Source organism: Xanthomonas hortorum pv. pelargonii (genome assembly GCF_024499015.1).
Classification (GTDB): domain Bacteria; phylum Pseudomonadota; class Gammaproteobacteria; order Xanthomonadales; family Xanthomonadaceae; genus Xanthomonas; species Xanthomonas hortorum_B.
On sequence record NZ_CP098604.1, the window covers coordinates 4,912,394 to 4,936,627 of the forward strand.

General features: G+C 63.9%; 14 protein-coding genes, 1 other RNA gene and 1 pseudogene. 4 read left to right on the plus strand and 12 right to left on the minus strand.

Going from position 1 to position 24,234, the window contains the following annotated elements:
* Window positions 1–26 precede the first annotated feature (26 nt).
* The gene (gene acnA / locus NDY25_RS21030) at window positions 27–2,795 is read right to left on the minus strand and encodes an aconitate hydratase AcnA (RefSeq protein ID WP_168959689.1); all 2,769 of its coding nucleotides are present in this window, start codon (window positions 2,793–2,795) and stop codon (window positions 27–29) included.
* Between the two features lie 151 nt (window positions 2,796–2,946).
* On the opposite strand from acnA, the gene NDY25_RS21035 reads away from it, so the two are divergent.
* The 4 genes and pseudogenes from NDY25_RS21035 to NDY25_RS21050 all read left to right on the plus strand — a co-directional run bounded on the left by NDY25_RS21035 (window position 2,947) and on the right by NDY25_RS21050 (window position 7,313).
* A complete protein-coding gene (locus tag NDY25_RS21035; protein WP_002806474.1) occupies window positions 2,947–3,195 on the plus strand; it encodes an AbrB/MazE/SpoVT family DNA-binding domain-containing protein in 249 nt (82 codons plus the stop codon).
* Window positions 3,192–3,602, plus strand: coding sequence for a type II toxin-antitoxin system VapC family toxin (locus NDY25_RS21040; protein WP_006451233.1), 411 nt, complete (start codon window positions 3,192–3,194; stop codon window positions 3,600–3,602). Before NDY25_RS21035 ends, NDY25_RS21040 begins: the two co-directional genes overlap by 4 nt.
* A gap of 75 nt (window positions 3,603–3,677) precedes the next feature.
* The gene (acnB, locus tag NDY25_RS21045) at window positions 3,678–6,269 is read left to right on the plus strand and encodes a bifunctional aconitate hydratase 2/2-methylisocitrate dehydratase (protein ID WP_023903862.1); all 2,592 of its coding nucleotides are present in this window, start codon (window positions 3,678–3,680) and stop codon (window positions 6,267–6,269) included.
* Between the two features lie 196 nt (window positions 6,270–6,465).
* Window positions 6,466–7,313, plus strand: a pseudogene (locus NDY25_RS21050) (alpha/beta fold hydrolase).
* Window positions 7,314–7,859: 546 nt separating this feature from the next.
* Here NDY25_RS21050 and NDY25_RS21055 read toward each other — a convergent pair.
* The 11 genes from NDY25_RS21055 to NDY25_RS21105 form a co-directional block, all read right to left on the minus strand.
* Window positions 7,860–7,936, minus strand: a non-coding RNA gene (locus tag NDY25_RS21055) — sX9 sRNA.
* A gap of 58 nt (window positions 7,937–7,994) precedes the next feature.
* The gene (locus tag NDY25_RS21060; protein ID WP_233366541.1) at window positions 7,995–10,337 is read right to left on the minus strand and encodes an EAL domain-containing protein; all 2,343 of its coding nucleotides are present in this window, start codon (window positions 10,335–10,337) and stop codon (window positions 7,995–7,997) included.
* A 6-nt stretch (window positions 10,338–10,343) separates the two neighbouring features.
* Window positions 10,344–11,420, minus strand: coding sequence for a protein-glutamate methylesterase/protein-glutamine glutaminase (locus tag NDY25_RS21065; protein WP_168958805.1), 1,077 nt, complete (start codon window positions 11,418–11,420; stop codon window positions 10,344–10,346).
* Window positions 11,417–12,013: a chemoreceptor glutamine deamidase CheD gene (cheD, locus tag NDY25_RS21070; protein ID WP_006448345.1), complete on the minus strand. Its 597-nt coding sequence runs from the start codon at window positions 12,011–12,013 to the stop codon at window positions 11,417–11,419. Before cheD ends, NDY25_RS21065 begins: the two co-directional genes overlap by 4 nt.
* The gene (locus tag NDY25_RS21075; RefSeq protein WP_168958806.1) at window positions 12,010–12,873 is read right to left on the minus strand and encodes a CheR family methyltransferase; all 864 of its coding nucleotides are present in this window, start codon (window positions 12,871–12,873) and stop codon (window positions 12,010–12,012) included. The genes cheD and NDY25_RS21075 overlap by 4 nt, the downstream gene beginning before the upstream one ends.
* A gap of 241 nt (window positions 12,874–13,114) precedes the next feature.
* Window positions 13,115–15,493 carry a methyl-accepting chemotaxis protein gene (locus NDY25_RS21080; RefSeq protein WP_168958807.1) on the minus strand — a complete coding sequence of 793 codons (2,379 nt, stop codon included), beginning with the start codon at window positions 15,491–15,493 and terminating at the stop codon, window positions 13,115–13,117.
* Window positions 15,494–15,577: 84 nt separating this feature from the next.
* A complete protein-coding gene (locus NDY25_RS21085) occupies window positions 15,578–15,961 on the minus strand; it encodes a hypothetical protein (RefSeq protein ID WP_005993867.1) in 384 nt (127 codons plus the stop codon).
* A gap of 312 nt (window positions 15,962–16,273) precedes the next feature.
* Window positions 16,274–16,759 carry a chemotaxis protein CheW gene (locus tag NDY25_RS21090; protein ID WP_006451575.1) on the minus strand — a complete coding sequence of 162 codons (486 nt, stop codon included), beginning with the start codon at window positions 16,757–16,759 and terminating at the stop codon, window positions 16,274–16,276.
* A gap of 147 nt (window positions 16,760–16,906) precedes the next feature.
* Complete coding sequence (locus tag NDY25_RS21095) at window positions 16,907–17,692, minus strand: flagellar brake protein (protein WP_043889772.1); 786 nt, start codon at window positions 17,690–17,692, stop codon at window positions 16,907–16,909.
* Between the two features lie 1,002 nt (window positions 17,693–18,694).
* On the minus strand, window positions 18,695–21,367 hold the full coding sequence (locus tag NDY25_RS21100) for a methyl-accepting chemotaxis protein (protein ID WP_168958808.1): 2,673 nt from the start codon (window positions 21,365–21,367) through the stop codon (window positions 18,695–18,697).
* Window positions 21,368–21,717: 350 nt separating this feature from the next.
* On the minus strand, window positions 21,718–23,976 hold the full coding sequence (locus NDY25_RS21105; protein ID WP_168958809.1) for a methyl-accepting chemotaxis protein: 2,259 nt from the start codon (window positions 23,974–23,976) through the stop codon (window positions 21,718–21,720).
* Window positions 23,977–24,234 lie beyond the last annotated feature (258 nt).

Here is a 24,234-nt window from a genome sequence, read left to right on the forward strand (position 1 = left end):
CGTGTAAAGCGCAATGCGCTGTGCGATCAGGCCGCCTTGCGTGCAGCCAATTGGCGTAGCACGTACTGCAACAAACCACCGTGCTTGAAGTACTCCACTTCCTTGGGCGTGAGCAGCAGCACCTTGACCTGGAACTGCTTGACGCTGCCGTCGGACTTCTTGGCATCGACGGTAGCGCGACGGCTGGCGCCATCTTGCAGGCCGGTGATGTCCAAGACCTCGGAGCCATCCAGACCCAGCGTCTGCGCGTTTTCGTTCTCTAGGAACTGCAGCGGCAGCACGCCCATGCCGACCAGGTTGGAGCGATGGATGCGCTCGAAGCTCTCGGCGATCACCGCCTTGACGCCGAGCAGGTTGGTGCCCTTGGCGGCCCAGTCGCGCGAAGAACCGGTGCCGTATTCCTTGCCGGCCAGCACCACCAACGGCACGCCATCGGCCTTGTACTTCACTGCCGCATCGTAGATCGCCAGCTTTTCCGGCTGGCCACCGTCGGCGGGGTAATACAGCGTGTTGCCGCCTTCTTCGCCGCCGAACATCAGGTTCTTGATGCGAATGTTGGCGAAGGTGCCGCGCACCATGACATCGTCGTTGCCGCGACGGCTGCCGTAGCTATTGAAGTCGGCCGGCTGCACGCCGCGCTCCTGCAGGAAGCGACCCGCCGGCGAATCCTTCTTGATGTTGCCGGCCGGCGAGATGTGGTCGGTGGTGATCGAATCGCCGAACAGGCCCATGATGCGCGCACCATGCACGTCCTCGACATGGCCGACCTGCATGGTCATGCCGTCGAAGTAGGGCGGGTTCTTGATGTAGGTCGAGGCCGCATCCCATTCGTACAACGCGCCATCCGGCGAGGCGATGGTGTTCCAGCGGCTGTCGCCCTTGAACACGTCGGCATAGTTCTGCTTGAACATCTCCGGGCCGACGGTGGCGGCGATGGTGTCGCCGATTTCCTTGTTGCTCGGCCAGATGTCGCGCAGGTAGACCGGCTGCCCGTCGCTACCGGTGCCGAGCGGGTCGCGGGTCAGGTCGATGTCGGTGGTACCGGCGATCGCGTAAGCCACCACCAATGGCGGCGAAGCGAGATAGTTCATCTTCACTTCGGGATGCACGCGGCCTTCGAAGTTGCGGTTGCCCGACAACACTGAGGCGACCACCAGATCGTCCTTGGCGATTGCCGCCGAGACGTCGTCCGGCAGCGGGCCGGAGTTGCCGATGCAGGTGGTGCAGCCATAGCCGACCACGTAGAAACCCAGCGTTTCCAGATCGGCCAGCACGCCGGCCTTGCTCAGATAATCGGTGACCACGCGCGAGCCTGGCCCGAGTGAGGTCTTCACCCACGGCTGTGCCTTCAGGCCCTTTGCGGCCGCGTTACGCGCCAGCAAGCCGGCGCCGAGCATCACTGCCGGGTTGGAGGTGTTGGTGCAGGACGTGATCGCCGCGATCACCACCGAGCCATCGCGTAGCTGCCAGCCGGCGCCGCTGTCGTTGGAGGCTTCGGCTTGCGAGGCTTTGGCGCCGACTGCAGTGCCGCCGCCGCCTTCGTTCTTCAGGCGGTCTTCCTGTTTGATATCGCCCAGGCGCTTGCTGCGCGCATCGACGAAGGGCTTAAGGCTCTCGCGGAAGTTGGTCTGCATGTCTTCCAGCAGCACGCGATCCTGCGGGCGCTTGGGGCCGGCCAGCGACGGCTTGACCTCGCCCATGTCCAGCTCCAGCGTGGCGCTGTACTGCGCCTGCGGAGTGTTCACGTCGTGCCACAAACCCTGCGCCTTCGCATAAGCCTCGACCAGCGCGATCTGCTCCTCGCTACGGCCGGACAGGCGCAGATAGGTCAGCGACTCTTCGTCGACCGGGAAGATGCCGCAGGTGGCGCCGTATTCCGGTGCCATGTTGCCGATGGTGGCGCGGTCGGCCAGCGGCAGATGCTGCAAGCCTTCGCCATAGAACTCGACGAACTTGCCGACCACGCCGGCCTTGCGCAGCATCTGGGTGACGGTGAGCACCAGGTCGGTAGCGGTGGCGCCTTCGGGCATCTTGCCGCTGAGCTTGAAGCCGACCACATGTGGAATCAGCATGGACGACGGTTGCCCCAGCATTGCCGCCTCGGCCTCGATCCCGCCAACGCCCCAGCCCAGTACGCCGATGCCATTGATCATGGTGGTATGGCTGTCGGTGCCGAACACGGTGTCCGGATAGGCGATCTGCGTCCCGTCCTTGTCCGCGCTCATCACCACGCGCGCCAGGTTTTCCAGGTTCACCTGGTGGACGATGCCGGTGTTGGGCGGCACCACCTTGAAGTTTTCGAACGCCTTCTGGCCCCAACGCAGGAAGCCGTAGCGTTCCTGATTGCGCTGGAATTCGATCTTGCCGTTGAGGTCGAGCGCATCGGCCGACCCGAACACGTCCACCTGCACGGAATGGTCGATGACCAGCTCGGAGGGAATCTGCGGGTTGATCTGGTCGGCGTTGCCGCCGAGCTTGACCACCGCGTCGCGCATCGCGGCCAGGTCGACCACGCACGGCACGCCGGTGAAGTCCTGCAGCACCACGCGGGCGGGCATGAAGGCGATTTCGATATCGGGCTCGGCCTTGGGGTCCCACTTGGCGACCGCCTCGATGTGGTCCTTGCCGACGGTGACCCCGCCGTCTTCATGCCGGAGCAGGTTCTCCAGCAGGATCTTCATGGAATAGGGCAGGTGGCCGATATCGAAGCGCTCGCCCAGCTTTGGCAGGCTGTAGTACTCGTAGCGCTTGCCGTGGACCTCAAGCGAGGTGCGGGTGGAAAAGGAATCGCTCATGCATCACTCCTATGGCAGCAGGCTGTAGGTTTCTTCTGAACAGTGTGACTAATTCAGTGTGTACGTTCGGTTGCAAGACTGGGTATGTGGCCTTGAGTACGACAAGTCAAGTATGTAGAATCGCTGCATACTTTATGCCGGGGCCACCTTCATGGAAGCCACAGTTGCCGAACGCGGGCAGATCACGCTGCCCAAAGCCGTACGCGATGCCCTGGGCCTGACCAAGGGCACCACGCTGAAGATCGAGCTCGACGGCGGCCGCATCATCCTGCGCAAGGACGTCAGCGAGGCGCTGCGCAAGGTGCGTGGCAAGTTCAAGCTGGTCGACGGCCTGACCAACACCGACGAAGCCATGCGCGCCATCCGTGGCCGCGCGCCCGGGGATCCGTTCGACCCATGATCGCCCTGGATTCCTCGGTACTGCTGGACATCCTGATCGGCGATGCGGTTTACGGCGAGGTGTCGGAGATCTGCATCGGCGATGCGCTGGCGCGCGACGAGGTGGTGGTCTGCGATGCAGTGGTGGCCGAGGTGCTGGCCATGCTCGATACCCAGGTCGACCTGATGGAAACGCTGGCCTCGATCGGGGTGCGTTACGAAGCCACCCAGGAAGCGGCAGCGGTACGCGCCGGTCATATGAACAAGCGCTTCCGCGCACGCGGCGGCAAGCGCGAGCGGGTGGTGGCCGATTTTCTGATCGGCGCCCACGCGATGCTCCAGTGCGATGGGCTGATCACCCGCGACGAGGGCTTTTTCCGCGACTACTTCAAGGGTTTGAAGATCGTTGTTCCCAAACCCGCAAGCTGATCCGCACGCATCCACGTTTCGCGATTACACATTCACGTTTTACACATTCACTCGTTGTCTTTTCGGAGAATCCGCATGTTGGAAGCCTATCGCCACCACGTTGCAGAGCGCGCCGCGCTCGGTATCCCGCCGCTGCCGCTGACCGCGCAGCAGACCGCCGAGGTCATCGAGCTGCTCAAGGCCCCGCCTGCGGGTGAAGCGGAGTTCCTGGTCGAGCTGCTCAGCCAGCGCGTGCCGGCCGGCGTCGACGACGCCGCCAAGGTCAAGGCCTCGTACCTGGCCGCGCTGGCGTTCGGCACCGAAACCACCGCGCTGATCAACCCCACGCGTGCCACCGAGCTGCTCGGCACCATGCTGGGCGGCTACAACATCCAGCCGCTGATCGACCTGCTCGACAACGCCGAGCTGGGCGCCACCGCCGCCGAAGCGCTCAAGCACACCTTGCTGGTGTTCGATGCGTTCCACGACGTGCAGGAAAAGGCCGAGGCCGGCAATGCGCACGCCAAGGCCGTGCTGCAGAGCTGGGCCGAGGGCGAGTGGTTCACCAGCAAGCCGGAAGTGCCGCAGAGCCTGACCGTCACCGTGTTCAAGGTGCCGGGCGAGACCAACACCGACGACCTGTCGCCGGCTCCGGATGCGACCACGCGCCCGGACATCCCGCTGCACGCGCTGGCAATGCTCAAGAACGCGCGCGACGGCGCGGCCTTTGTGCCGGAAGAAGACGGCAAGCGCGGCCCGATCCAGGCCATTGCCGATCTCAAGGACAAGGGCCATCTGGTCGCCTATGTGGGCGATGTGGTCGGTACCGGTTCTTCGCGCAAGTCGGCGACCAACTCGGTGCTGTGGTGGACCGGCGAAGACATTCCGTTCATTCCGAACAAGCGCTTCGGTGGCGTGTGCCTGGGCGCGAAGATCGCGCCGATCTTCTACAACACCATGGAAGACGCCGGCGCATTGCCGATCGAGCTGGACGTGTCGCAGATGGAGCACGGCGATGTGGTCGAGCTGCGTCCGTACGACGGCAAGGCGCTGAAGAACGGCCAGGTGATCGCCGAGTTCGCGATGAAGTCGGACGTGCTGTTCGACGAAGTGCGCGCCGGTGGCCGCATTCCGCTGATCGTGGGCCGCGGCCTCACCGCCAAGGCACGCGAATTCCTGGGCCTGCCGGCGTCGGACTTGTTCCGTCTGCCGATGGTGCCGCCGGATACCGGCAAGGGCTTCTCGCTGGCGCAGAAGATGGTCGGCCGCGCCTGTGGCTTGCCGGAAGGCGAGGGCATGCGCCCGGGCACCTATTGCGAACCGAAGATGACCTCGGTGGGCTCGCAGGACACCACCGGCCCGATGACCCGCGACGAGCTGAAGGACCTGGCCTGCCTGGGCTTCTCGGCCGACCTGGTGATGCAGTCGTTCTGCCACACCGCCGCTTATCCGAAGCCGGTCGACGTCAAGACCCACCACACCTTGCCGGAGTTCATCTCCACCCGTGGCGGCGTTTCGCTGCGTCCGGGCGATGGCGTGATCCACAGCTGGCTCAATCGCATGCTGCTGCCCGACACCGTCGGCACCGGCGGCGACTCGCACACCCGTTTCCCGATCGGTATTTCGTTCCCGGCCGGTTCCGGTCTGGTGGCCTTTGCCGCCGCCACCGGCGTGATGCCGCTGGACATGCCCGAGAGCGTGCTGGTGCGTTTCAAGGGTGAGATGCAGCCGGGCGTGACCCTGCGTGACCTGGTCAACGCGATCCCGCTGTACGCGATCAAGGACGGTCTGCTGACCGTGGCCAAGCAGGGCAAGAAGAACATCTTCTCCGGCCGCATCCTGGAGATCGAAGGCTTGCCGAATCTGAAAGTGGAACAGGCGTTCGAGCTGTCCGACGCCTCGGCCGAACGTTCGGCGGCCGGTTGCACCGTGCACCTGGACAAGGCGCCGATCATCGAATACCTGACCAGCAACATCACCCTGCTGCGCTGGATGATTGCCGAAGGCTACGCGGATGCGCGCACGCTGGGCCGTCGCATCAAGAAGATGGAAGAATGGCTGGCCGACCCGCAGCTGCTGCAGCCCGATGCCGACGCCGAATATGCCGCCGTCATCGAGATCGACCTGGCCGACATCCACGAGCCGATCGTGGCATGCCCGAACGACCCGGACGACGTCAAGACGCTGTCCGAAGTTGCCGGTGCGGCGATCGACGAAGTTTTCATCGGTTCGTGCATGACCAACATCGGTCACTTCCGTGCGGCGGCCAAGTTGCTGGAAGGCAAGCGCGATATCCCGACCCGTTTGTGGGTTGCGCCGCCAACCAAGATGGACGCCTCCGAGCTGACCAAGGAAGGCCATTACGGGACCTTCGGTGCAGCCGGCGCACGCATGGAAATGCCGGGCTGCTCGTTGTGCATGGGCAACCAGGCGCAGGCACGCGAGGGCGCCACGGTGTTCTCCACCTCCACGCGTAACTTCCCGAATCGCCTTGGTCGCAACACCAACGTGTATCTGGGTTCGGCAGAGTTGGCCGCGATCTGCTCGCGTCTGGGTCGCATCCCGACCAAGGATGAGTACATGGCCGATGTGGGCGTGATCAAGACCAGTGGCGACCAGATCTACCGCTACATGAACTTCGATCAGATCCAGGAATATCAGGATGTGGCCGATACCGTCGCTGCCTGATCCAGCTGCTTGATCTCGTGTTCGAAAACGCTCGGCAATGCCGGGCGTTTTTCGTTATTCGGGTGGTCACTTCGCTTTGCCTGCACGATGCCGGAAGTTAAAGCCAATAGCAGTTAACTCGCCTGTCGCGTTGCAACAAAAATCTGAAGTGCAGGGGACTAGAGTGGCGCCGCTCCCATGGCTCTCATGATTTCCAATGCCTATTTGCACGATCGCTGGTCAAACGCTGCACTACGCGCAACACGGTCAAGGTTTTCCGGTTCTGCTGGGCCACAGTTATCTCTGGGACGCAGCCATGTGGGAGCCGCAGATTCACGCACTCTCGCAGCACTATCGGGTCATCGTTCCCGAGCTGTGGGGACATGGACGATCGGCGGCGCTGCCGGCTGGCACGCAGACGGTTGGCGACCTTGCCGAGCAGATGCTGCTATTGCTGGATGCTCTGGAACTGCCGCAATGCGCAGTAGTTGGTTTGTCGGTCGGTGGCATGTGGGGTGCAGAGCTTGCGTTGCTTGCGCCGGAGCGTGTGCGCAGCCTGGTGCTGATGGATACGTTTCTGGGCGCCGAACCGCAGGCGACTCAGATGCGCTATTTCGGCTTGCTGGATGCGATCGAGGCGGCGGGGAGATCACGCCTGCGTTGATCGAGGCGATCGTGCCGATCTTTTTCCGTCCCGGTATCGATCTGAGCTCTGCGTTGCCGGCTGCGTTTGCACAACGATTGGCGGCGATGTCGGCCGAGCAGCTGCGCGCATCGGTGGTGCCGCTGGGCAGGTTGATCTTCGGGCGTGCCGATCGGTTGGAGGCGTTGTCGGCACTAAATCCGGCAAACACGTTCTTGCTGGGCGGCGAATACGATATTCCGCGCCCGCCGGAAGAGCTATGGCTGATGGCCGAAGTGATCGGCTGCGATTACGAGTTGGTGCCCGATGCCGGACATATCGCGTCGCTGGAAAATCCTGCCTTCGTCACTGCGCAGTTGTTGGGGTGGTTGAAGCGGACAGTGGGGCAAGGTGTTGGCATGGTTGCTGAGAGCTACGCTTGAGGCAGCGCTCGGAAGGATGGTCCCAAGCGACGTAGGTCGGGCGCGCGGTGTCCCCACCGCTTGCGGGACACGCCGTGAATCCGTGCGTGGAGGCTCGGTGGCGGCATCCATGCCGCCACACGGTCCCGCAATCGGTGAGGACACCGCACCAGGGAGTTGGTCGGTTGTTTTCTTAAAATCTTGTCCGTTGCTTGGCTTGCATTGAGAAGCTGATCGGCCGCGTCGTTATCCGAACACCGCACGTCATGCATCGCTTGCACCACGCACACCGATCATCTCGACTGGTCCTTGCCCGCCCACCGTCGCGGGACCTTACGCGGCATGGATGCCGCGTAAGAGCCTACACGGACGTACTTGCGGCGTGTCCCGCGATGGTGGGCGGGCAAGGGCCCTGCAGCCAACGGCCCTGCAAGCCAACGGCCCTGCAAGCCAACGGCCCTGCAAGCCAAGGGCGCTGCAGCCAAGCCGCAGATCAACCGCTCTGCAGCCTACACATGCATAGCTTCCAAGCGTCCGAAGATAATCGAGAGCTCACAGCCTTGAAGTGGCTGACAAAACGTCGCGAGCACGGGGCACCTGGGCGTGGACGGCGCACTCAGAACTGGCATGTACGCGTGGTACACGCCGCATCGAGCAACAGCGGCGCCCGTCTGATGGCTACGAAGTACAGTGTCAGCCGCGCTAAGGCTGCGCGCCCAACCAGGCTTCCAACGCCGCAGCCGGCAGCGGCCGCGAGAACAAATAGCCCTGTAGCACTTCGCAGCCCAGGTCGGCTAAAAACAAGCGTTGCGCCTCATTTTCCACCCCTTCGGCAACCACGTGCTTGCGCAGATGTTCGCCGATGCGCAACACCGAGGTGGTGAGCGCGCGAGCGTCTTCGCTGTGTTCGATGTCGCGTACGAAGCTCATGTCCAGCTTGAGTTCGTCGATCGGCAGGCGGTGCAGATGGCTCAGGCTGGAATAGCCGGTGCCGAAGTCGTCCAGCGACAACGAGATGCCGGCTTCGCGGATGGCATGCAGGTTTTCCAGCACGCCGGGTTGCCCCGAGAGCATCACGCTTTCGGTCATTTCCAATGTGAGATCGGAGGGCAGCACGCCCATGTCGGCGATGAGTCTGAGCAGGTCGCTGAGCATGCGCGGACTTTCGAAACTGCTGGCCGACAGATTCACCGATACACGGGCCACCGGCACGCCGCGTTGGCGCCAGTCGGCGACCTGCTGGCAGGCGCGGCGCAATACCCAATCGTTGAGCTGCGGCATCATGCCTTGTTCTTCGGCCACGGGCAGAAACCGTGCCGGCGACACCGCACCGAGCTGCGGGTGGTTCCAGCGCAGCAGCGCTTCCACGCCATACAGCGCGTGCGGCGCGGCGCTGTGCAGCTGCGGTTGATAGTGCAGTTGCAGCTGATCGCGTCCGATGGCCTGGCGCAGCTCCGCTTCCAGCGCAACGCGCTCCTGCGCCATGCGATTCATGTCGGCGCTGAAGAAGCGGAAGCGTCCGCCGCCTTCCTGCTTGGCGCGATTCATCGCCAGATCGGCATGCCGCAACAGGATATTGATGTCGCGACCGTCCTCTGGAAACATCGCCACGCCCACGCTGGCAGACGGATGCACGGTCATGTGGCCGACCGGCAACGGCACGGCGATGGTGCAGAGCAGACGCTCCGCGGCGGCACTGGCCTGTTCGGCACTGCATTGCGGCAGGGCGAGCGCGAATTCGTCGCCGGCCAAGCGCGCCAGCATGGCGGTGGCGGTGAGTTGTTCGCCGATGCGTAATGCGATGTCGCGCAACAGGCCATCGCCTGCGGCATGGCCCTGGCTGTCGTTGATCAGCTTGAAGCGGTCGATGTTGATGAACATCAACGCGGCCGGTTCGCTGGCGTATTCGGCCTGCGTCAGCGCCTGCTCGGCGCGTGCGCTGAACATGATGCGGTTGGGCAGGCCGGTCAGCGCATCGTAGAACGCGAGTTGATGCACGCGTTGGCGGATCTGTTCGCGTTCCAGCGCCAGCGTGCACAACTGTTGGCACAGATCGGTGAGCCGCACATGCCAGGCATCGGCACGTTGCGCCTTGCGGTAATACAGCGCGAAGGTGCCGAGCACGCGCGAGCTGTTGGAGCGGATCGGCGTGCTCCAGCAGGCGCGCAAGCCCATCGACAGCAACAGGTCGCGGTACGGCGCGAACAGCGGGTCGGTGGCGATGTCTTCCACCATGACCGCGCGGCCACGCCAGGCGGCGGTGCCGCAGGCGCCTGCACCGGGCGCGATCTTCAACCCGTTGACCGCATCGGCGTATTCGGGCGGCAGGCTGGGGGCGGCCAGCGAATGCAGGCAGCCCTGGTTGTCCGCGCTCATCACCGTGGCCAGCACGTCCGGTGCGATGCGTTCGACCTCGGTGCAGATCAAGGTCATCACGTCGATCAGCGGGCGCTCCTGCACCAGCGCCTCGAGCACGCGGTGCTGCAGCACCTCGTGCATCTTGGTGTCGGTGATGTCGGTCAGCACCGCCACGTAATGCGATGGGTTATGCCTGGCATCGTAGATCGGATTGAAGTTGAGCGAGATCCACAGCGGCGTGCCGTCCTTGCGATACACCAGCAGGTCGGCCTGGGTCTGCTGCAGGGCGTCGGCGCGATCGCGGATGCGCGCCACCTCGTCCTGGTCGCTTTGCGCGCGGGTGAGCACGTCCGAGGGACGCTTGCCGACCAGTTCGGCCTCGGTATAGCCGAACATGCGCTGGAAGCCGTCGTTGGCATACAGCAGGTGCGATTGCAGATCACAGATCAGGATCGCACTGCTGCTGCCATCCAGCGCTTCGGCCAACAGGCGCGAGCGCGTGGCATCGGGGCGTTCGTCGGGTTTGACCATGCCGGCAGTGACCGGGCCGGCCTTGATCGACGGTGTGTCGAGTGCGCCAAGTGTTGTCGCGCTATCTACCGTTGAATCCGCAGCAGCGACCGGCGTGGTTCCCGGTGCGCCGGGAACCTCCGCCTGGTCGGTCGGAGACGGGGGCAGGGCGCTCATGCCGGATCAACGTGCCTGCGCCGACAGCGCGATCAAGCGCTCGGCAACGCGATCCAGCGGCACCACTTCCTGCGCGGCGCCGAGCTTGTAGGCGGCACCGGGCATGCCCCACACCACGCTGCTGGCTTCGTCCTGCACCAGCGTGGGCGCGCCGGCCTGCAGCATTTCCAGCAGGCCGCGTGCGCCGTCGTCGCCCATGCCGGTGAGGATGGCACCGACCGCATTCGGGCCGGCGTTGGCGGCGACCGAGCGGAACAGCACGTCCACCGCCGGCTTGTGGCGATTGACCGGCGGGCCGTCGTCGACGCGGCAGCGCCAGCGGGCACCGTCGCGGATGATGCGCAGATGCTGGCCGCCCGGCGGCAGGTAGGCGTGGCCGGGCAGGATCGCTTCGCCATCGCTGGCTTCGCGCACCGACATGGCCGAATGACGATTGAGGCGCTCGGCAAAGGCGGTGCTGAAGCTGGCCGGCAAGTGCTGGGTCATGACCACCGCCGGTGCATCGGCGGGCATGTGTTCGAGTACCACGCGCAGGGCTTCAGTGCCGCCGGCCGAGGCGCCGATGGCGATCAGGCGGTCGGTGGTGCGGAAGCGCAGGGCGCTGCCAGCCACCGGCGCGGCCTGCATGTCCAGGGTGACCTTGGGCGCGCTGGGGCGATTGAGCGCGCTGACCTTGGCCTTGGAGGCCATCTTGACCTTGCTGACGATTTCTTCGGCATAGCCTTCCAGCCCGCGTGCGACATCGATCTTGGGCTTGGAGATGAAATCCACCGCGCCCAGCGACAAGGCCTGCAAGGTGGTGTCGGCGCCACGCTCGGTCAGCGATGAAATCATCACCACCGGGGTGGGGCGCAGGCGCATCAGGTTTTCCAGGAACACCAGGCCGTCCATGCGCGGCATTTCCACATCCAGCGTGATCACGTCCGGATTGAGGCGTTTGATCTTTTCGCGCGCCAGGATCGGGTCGGCGGCCGAGCCGATCACTTCGATGCCGGCATCGCGCGAGAGGATCTCGGTCAGCATCTGACGCACCACCGCCGAGTCGTCGACGATCAATACGCGAACAGGGGTTTCCAGCGTCATTCGAACAACTCCACTCCACCGGTGACCGGTGCTTTGGACAGACGGGCGCGCACGGCAGATTCGGTAGCGGCGACTTCGGCTTCGTGGGCGTGCGGCAACCGCTGCACGACAACGCGTCCGGTCGTCGGGAAGAACCAGACCTTGCGCGGATGGATGCCGCACAGATCTTCGGCAATGATGGGGATGTGCTCGGCCAACAAGTACTGGCGCACGAACTCGGCGTTGCGGGTGCCCACCGGGTTGCTGGTGAAGCCCTTGAGCACGTTGGCGCCACCGAAGACCTTGGCTTCGATCCGCTTGCGATGCGCGCCGCGCTTGAGCATGTCGTTGATCAGCAACTCCATCGCATAACTGCCGTAGCGCGCGGGTGCGCCATCGCCAACCTGGCCTTCCGGCAGCAGGAAATGGTTCATGCCGCCGATCTTCAACACCGGGTCGCGAAGACAGGCCGCAACGCACGATCCCAAGGTGGTCGTCAACGCGGTGTCGTCGTCCACCACCAGGTATTGGGTGGGCAGCAGCTTGGCGGTGATGGTCTGGAACCGCGAATCGCGGTAGCGCATGACATCGTCGACCTGCACAGCGGTACTCATGTAGCGGCTCCCGCGCGCGGAGCGCGCCGATACAGCGTGCGCCCGCACGGCTGGATCAGGTCGGCCGCGTGCAGGTAGTTCTCCGAGTGCCCGGTATAGAGCAGGCCGTCGTCGCCCATGTGGCTGACCAGACGCGACAGGATGCCGCGCTGGGTGGGCTTGTCGAAATAGATCATCACGTTGCGGCAGAACAGCGCCGCATACGGGCCGCCGACGTCGTAGCGCGGGGCCAGCAGATTCAACTGCTTGTATTCGATGAGTTGGCGCAGCGCCGGAATGACCCGGCACTTGCCTTCGTTGGGGCCGCTGCCGCGCTGGAAGTACTTGCGCTTGATCGATGCATCCAGCGAGGCGACGCGGTCGATGGCGTAGACGCCGCGCGAGGCGGTTTCCAGCACCTGGGTGTCGACGTCGGTGGCCACGATGCTCACCGGCGGGGTCAGCGTGCCGAAGGCTTCGCAGGCGGTGATGGCGATGGAGTAGGGTTCCTCGCCGGTGGAGGCCGCACACGACCAGATCTTCAGCGGTGCCTGCGAGGCACGCTTTTGCAGTTCTTCGCGCAGCTTGTCGAAATGATGCGGCTCGCGGAAGAACGAGGTCAGGTTGGTGGTCAGCGCGTTGGTGAACGCCTGCCATTCTTCCTCGTCGTTACCTGCTTCGAGCTGGTCGATGTAGTCGCGGAAAGAGCGCAGACCGAGCACGCGCAGACGACGCGACAGCCGGCCATACACCATGTCGCGCTTGGCCGGAGCCAGGGCAATGCCGACACGCTGATAGATCAGATCGCAAACGCGTTTGAAATCGCGGTCGCCAAAATCAAATTCGCGTGTGTCTGAAGCGGAGGTCGAGGTGGTCGTCATATCCGTACGCGTCGTTAGCTAGTACTGGATATCGGCCATGTGGTCATGCAACTGAAGCACCAATCTGCGCCGTCGCGGGCGGTTGGGGCTGGTTGCCGAGGCTTTGTCGAGCATGGCGCTGCGGCATGGCGCAGGCAGCTGGGGATGACGGCGCAGATGCGCGTCGCAACACAGGGCAGAAATACACCGTAGAAACACACCGCCCCGGCTTGGCCGGGGCGGTGTGGGTGACAGCGGTGAATCAGAACTCTTGCCAGTTACCGTCGGCCAGGGCGGCCTGCGGCTTGGCCTGGCGCGAGGGCGCGGCCGTTGCACGCACAGCCGGTTTGGCAGCGGTCTTGGCTGCGAGCGGACGTGAGGCAACCGCAACCGGTCGCGCGCGCGCGACCGGCGCGGCGGGCTCGTCCAGCTTGAACACCGAGACTGCTTCGGCCAGGTGACCGGCCTGCTCTTCCATCGAGCGTGCGGCGGCAGTGGCTTCTTCCACCAGTGCGGCGTTCTGCTGGGTGGTTTCGTCCATCTGGGTGATGGTCTGGTTGACCTGTTCGATCCCGGTGGACTGTTCCTGCGAAGCGGCAGAGATCTCGCCCATGATGTCGGTCACGCGCTGCACGCTGGCCACGATGTCGGCCATGGTCGCACCGGCCTTGCGCACCAGTGCCGAGCCTTCGGCGACCTTGTGCACGGAGTCGTCGATCAGTCCCTTGATCTCCTTGGCCGCACCGGCCGAACGCTGCGCCAGCGTGCGCACTTCCGAGGCGACCACGGCAAAGCCACGGCCCTGTTCGCCGGCACGTGCCGCTTCCACCGCCGCGTTCAAGGCGAGGATATTGGTCTGGAAGGCGATGCCGTCGATGACGGAGATGATGTCGGCGATCTTCTTGGACGAGGCTTCGATACCGGACATGGTGGCGACCACCTGCGAGACCACTTCACCGCCTTGCGAGGCCACACCGGTGGCGCCGATGGCAAGCTGGTTGGCCTGACGGGCGCTTTCGGCATTCTGCTTCACGGTGGAGGTGAGCTCCTCCATGGAGGCGGCGGTTTCTTCCAGATTCGCTGCCTGCTGCTCGGTACGATGCGACAGATCCTGATTGCCCGAGGCGATCTCGCCAGCCGCCGAGTTGATGGCGGTGGAGGAGACCTTGATGCGCCCGACAATGTCGGCCAGCTGCTCGGCGGTGGCATTGGCATCGTCACGCATCTGCGCGAACACGCCGCTGAATTCGCCGTGCATGCGCACGGTCAGATCGCCACGCGACAGCGCCGACAGCAGCGAGGAAATCTGCTCCAGGCTGGCAGCGTTGGCATCCAGCAGGCCGTTGAGCTGCTGCGCCAGCTGCAGGAAGAAACCCTGCTTGCCCTCGGTTTCCACCCGGCCGCTCATGTCGCCGCTGGCAGCGGCACGCACGATACGGGCGACTTCTTCTTCGACCTGGACTTCGATGGTGCGGTCGCGCCATTCGCAGACATCGCCGGTGCTTTCGCCCTGCTCGTTCTTGATGACGGTGACGGTCTGCATCATCACGAACTCGCCGTAGCGTTCTTCGAAGCTGGTGATGCCGTCGCGTTCCAGTGCGGCGATGGCCTTGCGCACGGTCGTCTCGGGCAGGCCGAGATAACTGATGTGCTGACCGATGATCTTGCTGGCTTCAAAATCCGACGATGCCAGACGGATGCTGCCTTCGTAATGCGCGACGAGCTTCATGAACGCTTCGTTGGCGTAGATGATGATGCGATCGGTATCGGTGATGAAGGTGGCGGTGGAGGACTTGTCCAGCGCGGTGCGAATGCGCAGGTTTTCGTCGGCAATCTTCTGGTCGCGTTCGATGCGTTCCTTCAGATCGCGCTGCATGCGCTGCATGGAGCGCATCAGTTCGCCCACTTCGTCCTGGCCCTGCACGTTGATCTGGCCATCGAGTTTGCCGCCGGCGATTTCGGTGGCAGTCGAGACGGCGCCGCGCATGCTCTTGACGATGGAACGGGCGAACAGAAACGCCAGGCCCAGGCCGCCGGCGATGCCGAGCAGCAACACCACCATGCTCAAGGTGACCGAGGTGGCGTGGACCTTCTCGGCCTTGCTCTTGGCCGCCTGTGCCAGGCGGTTGTCTTCGACGATCAACGCGGCCAGCGAATCCTTGGCCTTGTTGTGCAGGGTGCGGGTTTCGCCGACGAAGGTGTCGACGGCATCGTCGGGCAGATTGAGTTCGAGCATTTCGTTGACGCTGGCGTAGGAGGCCGAGGCCTTCTTCCAGTCTGCTACGAAGCTCGCAAACAGCTTCTTCTGCTCCGGGCTTTCGATCAGGCGGGGATAGCCCTTGATCGTCGCTTCGATTTCGCCATCGAGCCGCTTGGCGCGGAGCTTGGCTTCCTGCTTCACCGCGTCGCTTGCGCGCACCAAACTTTGATAAGAAGCATTACGGTATTCGCCGAGCATGCCGCGCAGGTCGCCTGCTTCGCGCACGCTGGACATGGTGTTGCCGGCCAGGTCACTGGTGACGTTGTTGAGCGAGGCCAGACCCGAATAAGCGATGATCCCCTGCACCAGCAAGATCAGCAGCACGATGCCGAATGCCAGCATCAGCTTGGGCATCAATTTCAGATTGTTGATCCATTGCATTGACACGATTCCCCGTAGAAGTCAGTCCGCATAAGCGCAAACAGCAGATCGCCACGCGCGAGGGCGTGGCGATGTGCGAGGCGATTACTTGATGGTGGCGAGCTTCAGGCTGGCCGGCGAGCTGACTTCGATTTCGGCACGCGAGCTGTCGCGCTGGATCTTGCCGAGCACACAGACGTCCTTGCCTTCCAGGGATTCGGGAGCAAAGCTGAACTTGCCGCGATTGGCGCCGTCTATGCGGGCCGAGAAGGTGTGGCGCGGGAACATGCCACCCATGTACAGGAAGGTGGGTTCGCCTTCCGAGCTCTGCGCGTACTTGGCCTTTTCGACCTTGCCGCACACCATGCCGTCCTTGCCGACGAAGCGGGTGGCCATTTCCGGCGGAATCATTTCCTGCGACTGAGCCGAAAGCGTGGGAGCAACGATGACGAGAGCAGCGACGGGGAGGAGCGAGAGCAGGAACTTCATTGGGATTCTCCAGAATCAAAAGTCGAACGGTGACCCGTTTAGGTGCGCGGGCTTCTATTCAGCTATCGGCTAGCTGCCGTTCAACTTGAATCCCAAAAACGTGATTTCCATCTCACTTCAATCCAGGCGTGCGTCTCGTGTCGGGATGCTCCCGACACCAGATGGTCGTAACAGCGACTGCCGGCACCAATGCGGCCGTCATGCGGATTCTCTCGGTGCCTGAAGTCATCGTGCATTGCGCTACACGGCGGCTTTCGTGCACTGCCCATACCTGCATAACGACCGCTTGGGACGTGCCCGAGTGGCTATGGGTCAGGCGGCTTCTTCGGCCAATTGCTGCTGACCGAGTTCGGCGCTGTCCAGCAAGGTCTCGATATCCAGCAGGATCAGCATGCGATCGTCCTGGGTACCGATGCCCGAGATGAAACGGGTGTCGACGGCGGCGCCGAATTCCGGCGTCGGGCGGATCTGGTCGTCGTTGAGCGGGATCACGTCGGAGACGCTGTCCACCACGATGCCGACCACACGGTCTTCGACATTGAGCACGATCATCACGGTGAAGGCGTCGTAGCGCGCTTCTTTCAGCCGCAGCTTCAGGCGCAGGTCGATCACCGGCACGATGGTGCCGCGCAGGTTGATCACACCCTTGATGTAATCGGGAGCGTCGGGCAGACGGGTGACCGAATCGTAGCCGCGGATTTCCTGCACTTTCAGGATGTCCACGCCGTAGTGTTCTTCGCCCAGGGCGAAGCTGAGGAATTCACCACCGGTGCCGGTGGCAGTGCTTTTATCGTTCATGAAAACTCCGGGCGTTGCGGCTGAGTGTCAGATTGCTGCAGAAATGCGGCAGAAGCGTGCGAAAAAGAGTGTGGAAGAGGTTGCCCTAGCAACATCGGCGCAGCGCACGGCAACTTTAGCGGTGCGCTGTGCGTGGTACGGGCGGGTTCAGAACACGCCGCTCTTGCGCGCGTTGCGCTGGCGGTCGACGCGAAAAATATAGCGTTGAATGGTTTCGTCGGCGCCACGCGGCAGATCGCTGAACTGCATGCCGACACGGAAGCCTTCGCTGCCGTTGGGCAGGGACTGCTTATATTGGCTGCAGACGGTGAGCGGTAGCGTGATCGGCGCGGTGTCGGGCAATTGCAGCGTGCAATTGCGGTAGGTGCGTTGCGGTTCGAGCAGCGGCATGCCGTCCGTGATCGCTACCGCCAGGCCGCCGCTGCTGATGTCGATCACGCGCAGCTGCAAGTTGAGAGTGCCGCCCTGTGCGTCGTCCTGACGAATGGTGCAGATGGGCGAATCGGTGATCGGCGTTTCCAGCCGGTACGATTCGCGGCGCTGCATGTGATACATGGCGTCGGGCAATGCAGCGCGGAAAGCGACGTGGATGTCGCGTTCCAGCCGGTCGGGCGTTTCCAGACGGAAACGGATATTGACCCGTTCCAGTTGCGCGTAGCACAGCAGATACTTGGCATCTTCGATGGCGCGGTTGGAAGCTTCGTTATGGCTGCCGTCCAGAATCACGCAGTCGTCGTCTTCGTCCACTTCGAGCACGGCGGTGGGCACGGCCATGTCGCGGCCGGCCACGTGCATGGTCACCACGGCGCGTTGGTCGAGCAGCTGGCGCAGCAAGCCACGGATCTGCCGTTTGTTGCGCAGCAGATAGCGCTCGTCGCCTTCGGCAAGGTGGTCGGCGTCGTGGTCCAGCTCTGAGGTATCGCCTTGGGACATGAGCACCAGCACAGTGGATGCGGGAATGGGCCCGGACGGTTGTCCCGGCGTCGCCTTGATATCGGCGGCAAAACCAAATCTTTAACAGCGGCTGACAAAACTGGGACGCCTTCGCCGCGAGGTAGCGCAACCGGCCTTTGCTTCACCCACAGCACACGACTACGTTGGCAAGTGCGATGTCCTCACCGCTGCGGATCTGCGGGCTGGCTGCAGGGCCCTTGCCCGCCCACCGTCGCGGGACACGCCGCAAGTACGTCCGTGTAGGCTCTTCTGCGGCATCCATGCCGCATAAGGTCCCGCGACGGTGGTCGGACAAGGACCAGTCGAGATGGTCGGTGTGCATGGTTTTCAACAAAGCAACCAGCAAACTCTCTTGCGCGGTGAGGGCACCGCGCGCTCGACTGACTAAGCTTTTGACCGCGACTCAACGACGCGAAATCTCGGTTGTCTTTTAGTTGTTGAGCGGTGCGGAATGCATTGGCTGCGGAGCGGCTGATCTGTGGCTTGGCCGCAGGGGCCTTGCCCGCCCACCATCGCGGGACACGCCGCAAGTACGTCCGTGTAGGCTCTTACGCGGCATCCATGCCGCGTAAGGTCCCGCGATGGTGGGCGGGCAAGGACCAGTCGAGATGGTCGGTGCCCATGATTAAGAGCAGTGCGTGATCCGCGTTGTTCGATGATGTAGCGTCGGCTCAACGTCCGATGCACATAGCGCGACAAACAGTTTTTTGCGCGACCACCGACTAATTTTCTGGTGCGGTGTCCTCGCCGATTGCGGGACCGTGTGGCGGCATGGATGCCGCCACCGAGCCTACATGGACGTACTTGCGGCGTGTCCCGCGAGCGGTGAGGGCGCCGCGCGCTCGACTGACTAGGCTGCGCATTTAGACGCCGCCACAACTCGAAATTTTGGTTGTCTCGCTAAGTGATTGGACAGTGCAGACAGGTCGTGCTGAGCGGCGAGGGCACCGCGCCCTCGACTCACCGAGCGTTTGCCTTACATCAGTGGTAGGCGTGGCGTGCGTTGGCCAGCAAGGTGCTCAGTTGGTCCTGCTGTTCCAGACGGAACACCGCCACCGCGTCCACCAGCTGTGCGGCCTGGTCTTCCATCGCGCGTGCGGCCGCGGTGGCTTCTTCCACCAGTGCGGCGTTCTGCTGGGTGGTTTCGTCCATCTGGGTGACGGTCTGGTTGACCTGGGTGATGCCGGCGGCCTGCTCGCGCGAGGCGCTGGTGATCTCGCCCATGATGTCGGTGACGCGCTGCACCGAGCCCACCACCTGCTGCATGGTGTTGCCGGCCTCGGAGGCGAGTGCGGCACCGCTACCGATGCGTGCAACCGAGTCTTCGATCAGGTGCTTGATCTCCTTGGCGGCGCCGGCCGAGCGCTGGGCGAGGCTGCGCACCTCGGAGGCGACCACTGCGAAGCCGCGGCCTTGTTCGCCGGCACGTGCGGCTTCCACTGCGGCGTTCAAGGCCAGGATGTTGGTCTGGAAGGCGATGCCGTCGATGACGCTGATGATCTCGGCGATCTTCTTGGACGAGGTGTCGATGTCGGCCATGGTGGTGACCACGCGGCCGACCACATCGCCGCCCGTTGCCGCCACTCCGGCTGCGTCCAGCACCAGGCGGTTGGCCTGGTCGGCGTTGTCGGCGTTCTGCTTGACGGTGGCGGTGAGCTCTTCCATCGAGGCGGCGGTTTCTTCCAGCGCGGCGGCTTGTTGCTCGGTGCGACGCGACAGGTCGCTGTTGCCGGTGGCGATTTCGCTGGCGGCCGAGTTGATCGCCAGCGAGGAGTCCTTGATCCGGCGCACGATGCCGGCCAACTGGTCGGCGGTGGCATTGGCGTCGTCGCGGATGGTGGCGAACACGCCTTGCAGGTCGCCGTGCATGCGCGCGGTCAGATCGCCTTGCGACAGCGACGACAGCAGCGCGGACACGCGCGACAGGCCATCTGCATTGTTGTCCAGCAGTACGTTGAGTTGTTCTGCAAGCAGCAGCAAGAAGCCCTGCTTGCCCTGGGTGCCGACGCGCTCGCTCAGATCGCCAGCGGCGGCGGCCCGCACGATACGCGCGACTTCTTCTTCGACCTGTACTTCCTGGGTGCGGTCGGCCCACTCGACTACAAAGCCCATGCGTTCGCCGGCCGCGCCCAGCACCGGGTTGACCACCAGCCGCATGGTGCGGCCACCGACATGGATCTGCGCGGTATGCGTGCCGGTGAGTTGATCGAGCATGCGTGCCTGGTGTTCGGGCTTGCGATGGAACTGGTCGATGCTGGCATTGATCAAGGCATCGGCATCGAAGTGGGGCAGGTCGCGGCGCAGTTCGTCCTGCACGCTCTTGAGCATGCGCTGCAGCGGGCGATTGACGTAGATGATGCGGCGATCGGCGTCGGCGATCATCACGTTGGTGCTGACGTCGTCCAGTGCGGTACGCACGCGTAGCGCTTCGCTGGCAATCAGGTGATCGCGTTCCAGACGTGCGCGCAGGTCGTCGCGCATGGTGCGTGCGCTGAGCAGCAGGCGGCCGAGTTCGTCGTGCCGATCGATCTCGATCGGGTTGTCCAGGCGGCCGGCCGCGACATCGCCGAGCACGCGCTCCACCGCCAGCAACGGGCGGGTGACCATCTTGCGTGCCGCCACAAAGACCACCGCGATGCACAGCGCCAGCACCACCAGCGAGAACAGCAGCATGCTGCCCATCAGCTCATCCAGCGGGCCGTCGATGGCGCTGCGCGGCTGGGTGCCGATCACCGCCCACTGCCACGGCGCGTAGCGCTGCGCGGTGACTTCGAACGCCTGGCTAGTGCCCTTGGCGTCGCGCAACTGCAGGTTGGCGCTGGGCTGCTTGCCGTCCAGCACCGATTGCAACAGCGCCTGCTGCTCGGCCGGCACCAGTGCCGCCAGGGTGGCCGGCGTACCCGGCGGGGCGGCGATGACCTGGCCCTGATGCTCGCCCGGGGCCAGGTCGACGATGACGAAGTAGCCATCCTGGCCGAGCTTGGTGGTGCCGACCTGCGCCTTGAGCGCGGCCAGGCCCTGGGTGTAGTTGCGACCGACGAACAGCGCGCCGATCACCTCGCCGGCGGCATTGCGCAGCGGCTGGTAGTGGGTCATGTACTGCTCGCCGAACAGCTGCGCCTGGCCGGTGAAAGGCTTGCCTTGCGACAACGCGGCGTAGGCCTTGCCCTTGCGGTCGAGCAGGGTGCCGATCACACGTTCGTTCTGCTTGTTACGCAGCGAGGTGGTGATACGCACGAAGTCCTCGCCGGTGCGCGCGAAGATCGTGGCGACACCGCCGGTGGCCTGCGCAAAGCGGTCCACCGCGTTGACATTGAGGTTGAGCGCCTGCTTGCCGGCGCGCAGGGACGGGGTGGCCTGCTCGCCGATGGTGACGGTGCTGGCGGTATCGAGCGTGCGTGCGCCGCTGGGGAGCATGTCGTCGAACACGCTGCCCAGGCGCTGGGTGCTTTCGGTCAGGGTGACGTCGTACATCGCCACCGACTGCTGCATCAGCCGGGTGCTGGAGCGCAGTTCGGCCTTGACCTGGGATTCGATATCGCCAGCGGACTGGCGGTAGATGGTCAGGGCCAGCAGGCCCAGCGAAATGGCGATGACCAGGGTCAGCAGCGCGGAGAGCCGGGTGCCAACGGAAAGCCGGTTGAAGGAATGCATGAGGAATCGACCTTGCCCGGGGGAGGGCGTTACAGATGCGTGAAGTCGATAGCGGCCGTCTATGCTCAAAATTGATGTTTTATGTTGAATTAGGCACAAATTGTCGCGTTCGCTTGGTTTCAGAACAGGGCTGCAAGATCGCTATTTGTTAAGGAATGGTGAGTTTTTGCGGCCAGGTAGCGTCGGCAGCCAGGATGTTCATGCGCTGATTTGAGGGGGATATTTCGGCACAAAAAAGGGCCGCCTCCCTCGCAAGGAAGCGACCCTCAAGATTCGTTGACCACGAATCAAACTACTCTCGAATGGTGTTCTTGGATGCGGCGTTTGTTGCGGGTTGCGGTGTGTGTGTCTTAGAACTCCTGCCAGTCGTTCGGCGCTGACGCTGCTGTCGCGGTGCCGTTGGCGCTGCGACGTGGCGGGGCGATGCTGGCGGCACCGACGGCCGGGCGCGCAGCGAAGCGTGCATTGACCGGCGCCGCGACCATCGACGATGGCGGACGTGCCACCGGGGCTTGCTCGACGATCTTGAACACGGCCACCGCTTCGGTGAGCTGCTGGGCCTGTTCTTCCATCGCGCGTGCGGCGGCGGTGGCTTCTTCCACCAAGGCAGCGTTCTGCTGGGTGGCTTCGTCCATGTGGGTGACGGTCTGGTTGACCTGTTCGATGCCGGCCGACTGCTCCTGCGAGGCGGCGGAAATCTCGCCCATGATGTTGGTGACGCGCTGCACGCTGGCGACGATCTCGGCCATGGTCTTGCCGGCCTGGTCCACCAGCTGCGAGCCGTCGGCCACACGCTGCACCGAGTCGTCGATCAGGCTCTTGATCTCCTTGGCCGCGGCGGACGAACGCTGTGCCAGCGTACGCACTTCCGATGCCACCACCGCAAAGCCACGGCCCTGGTCGCCGGCACGCGCCGCTTCCACCGCCGCGTTCAAGGCCAGGATATTGGTCTGGAACGAGATGCCGTCGATGACGCTGATGATGTCGGCGATGCGCTTGGACGAGGCTTCGATGCCGCTCATGGTGTCGACCACCTTGCTGACCACGGCGCCGCCCTGTGAGGCCACGCTTGCGGCGCCGATGGCGAGCTGATTGGCCTGGCGTGCGCTTTCGGCGTTCTGCTTGACGGTGGAGGTGAGTTCTTCCATTGAGGCGGCGGTTTCTTCCAGATTGGCCGCCTGCTGTTCGGTACGCTGCGACAGATCCTGATTGCCGGCCGCGATCTCGCTGGCGGCGGCATTGATCGAGGTCGCCGAGTGCTGGATGTGCCCGACGATGCCGGCCAGCTGGGTGGCGGTGGCATTGGCATCGTCACGCATCTGGGCGAACACGCCCTTGAAATCGCCGTCCATGCGCGCGGTCAGATCGCCTGCGGCGATGGACCGCAAGATGCCCGATAGCGACTGCAGGCTGCCATCGGCGGTGGCCATCAACTGATTGAGGCTCTCGACCATCACGCGGAAATCGAACTGGAACTGCGCCGCATCGCCGCGTGCACTGAAATCGCCGTTGGCGGCGGACTGCGCCAGCTGCTTGATCTGCTGATTCATCGACGCCAGGTTGGTTTTCACCTGCGCCATGGTGTCGGTCAGCATGGCTTTTTCGCCGGGCAGCGCGTCCATGTCCTGGCTGAGGTCGCCGATCGCATAGCGGCCCATGATCTGCGCCAGGCGCTGCGTGAGCTGGATGTGGCTGTCGACCAGCGCGTTGGTGTCGCCGGCCATACGGCCATAGTCGCCCGGGAATGCGCCGGCATCCATGCGGAAGCTGATCTGGCCGCTGTCGTGGCGCTTGGCCATGTCCAGCTGCGCGGTGATCAGGTTACGCACCTGCGATTGCATCTTGTCCATCGCCTGCAACAGACGGCCGGTTTCGTCGCTGGCCTCGCTGTGCACTGCGTTGTCGAGCTTGCCGTCTGCAATCGCCTCGGCAGCGCGGGTGGCGCGGTTCAACGGGCCGGTGAGGCTGCGGGTGATCATCCAGGCCAGCAGGGCGCTCAGCAGTACCACGGCAACGCCGCCGCCGATCAGCATGCTGCGGCCACGTGCCATCGAGGCATTGGCCTGGTCGTAGGCCAGCTGGCTGCTCTTGCGCTGCGCGTTGGAGTAGGTACGAATCGCATCCTGCCAGCGCTGGGTGGCCGGCGCGGCGCGTTCGAGCAGGATCGGCATGGCCTGGTCGACCTTGCCGGCCATCCCCAGCTCGCGGACCTGCTGGTTGTGCGACAGCGCCTGCTCGCGGGTCAGATCCAGCGCGTTGCGCAGTTGCTGGTCGTGCGCATCGGCAGGAAACGCGTAGAGCTTCTCGCGCAGTTCCTTGTAGCGGATGCGCTGGGCGTCGATCCCTTCAGCGAACTGCTGGTTCTGCTCGGCGGTGGTGGGCAGCACGATGTTGCGCAGATTCAACGAGATGGTGGCATTGGCGTCCAGCATGTCGGTGGCGTACTGGATCATCGCCATGTTGCGGTTGACGATGGTGTCCAGGCGCTCACGTGCCTGGCTGAGCGTATACAGGCCGGCGGCCACCAGCGCGCACGAGAGAAGGATCAAGACGCCAAAGGCCAGCGAGAGGCGCTTGCCGACGTTGAAGCGGTGCAGGAAGGAATTCATTGAGGGACCTGAGCGGATGTGCCGTTGGGGTGGCAGGACATACAACGCAGCGCTGGAGCATTGCGTCAACGTCATGCCTTGTGTGATGCATCGGTCAGATAACGGCGTTAGAACTGCTGTATTGAGGCAAGCCGGACTGGCTGGTAAAGCCCGGTCTCAGCCACGTGATGGCCATGTGTAGAGCGGGTAGGGGATTGGTGGGCAGGTGTCAGGAATATCCTGAAAAAGCGGCCCTAAATGGCGGTTTTGACCCCAGCT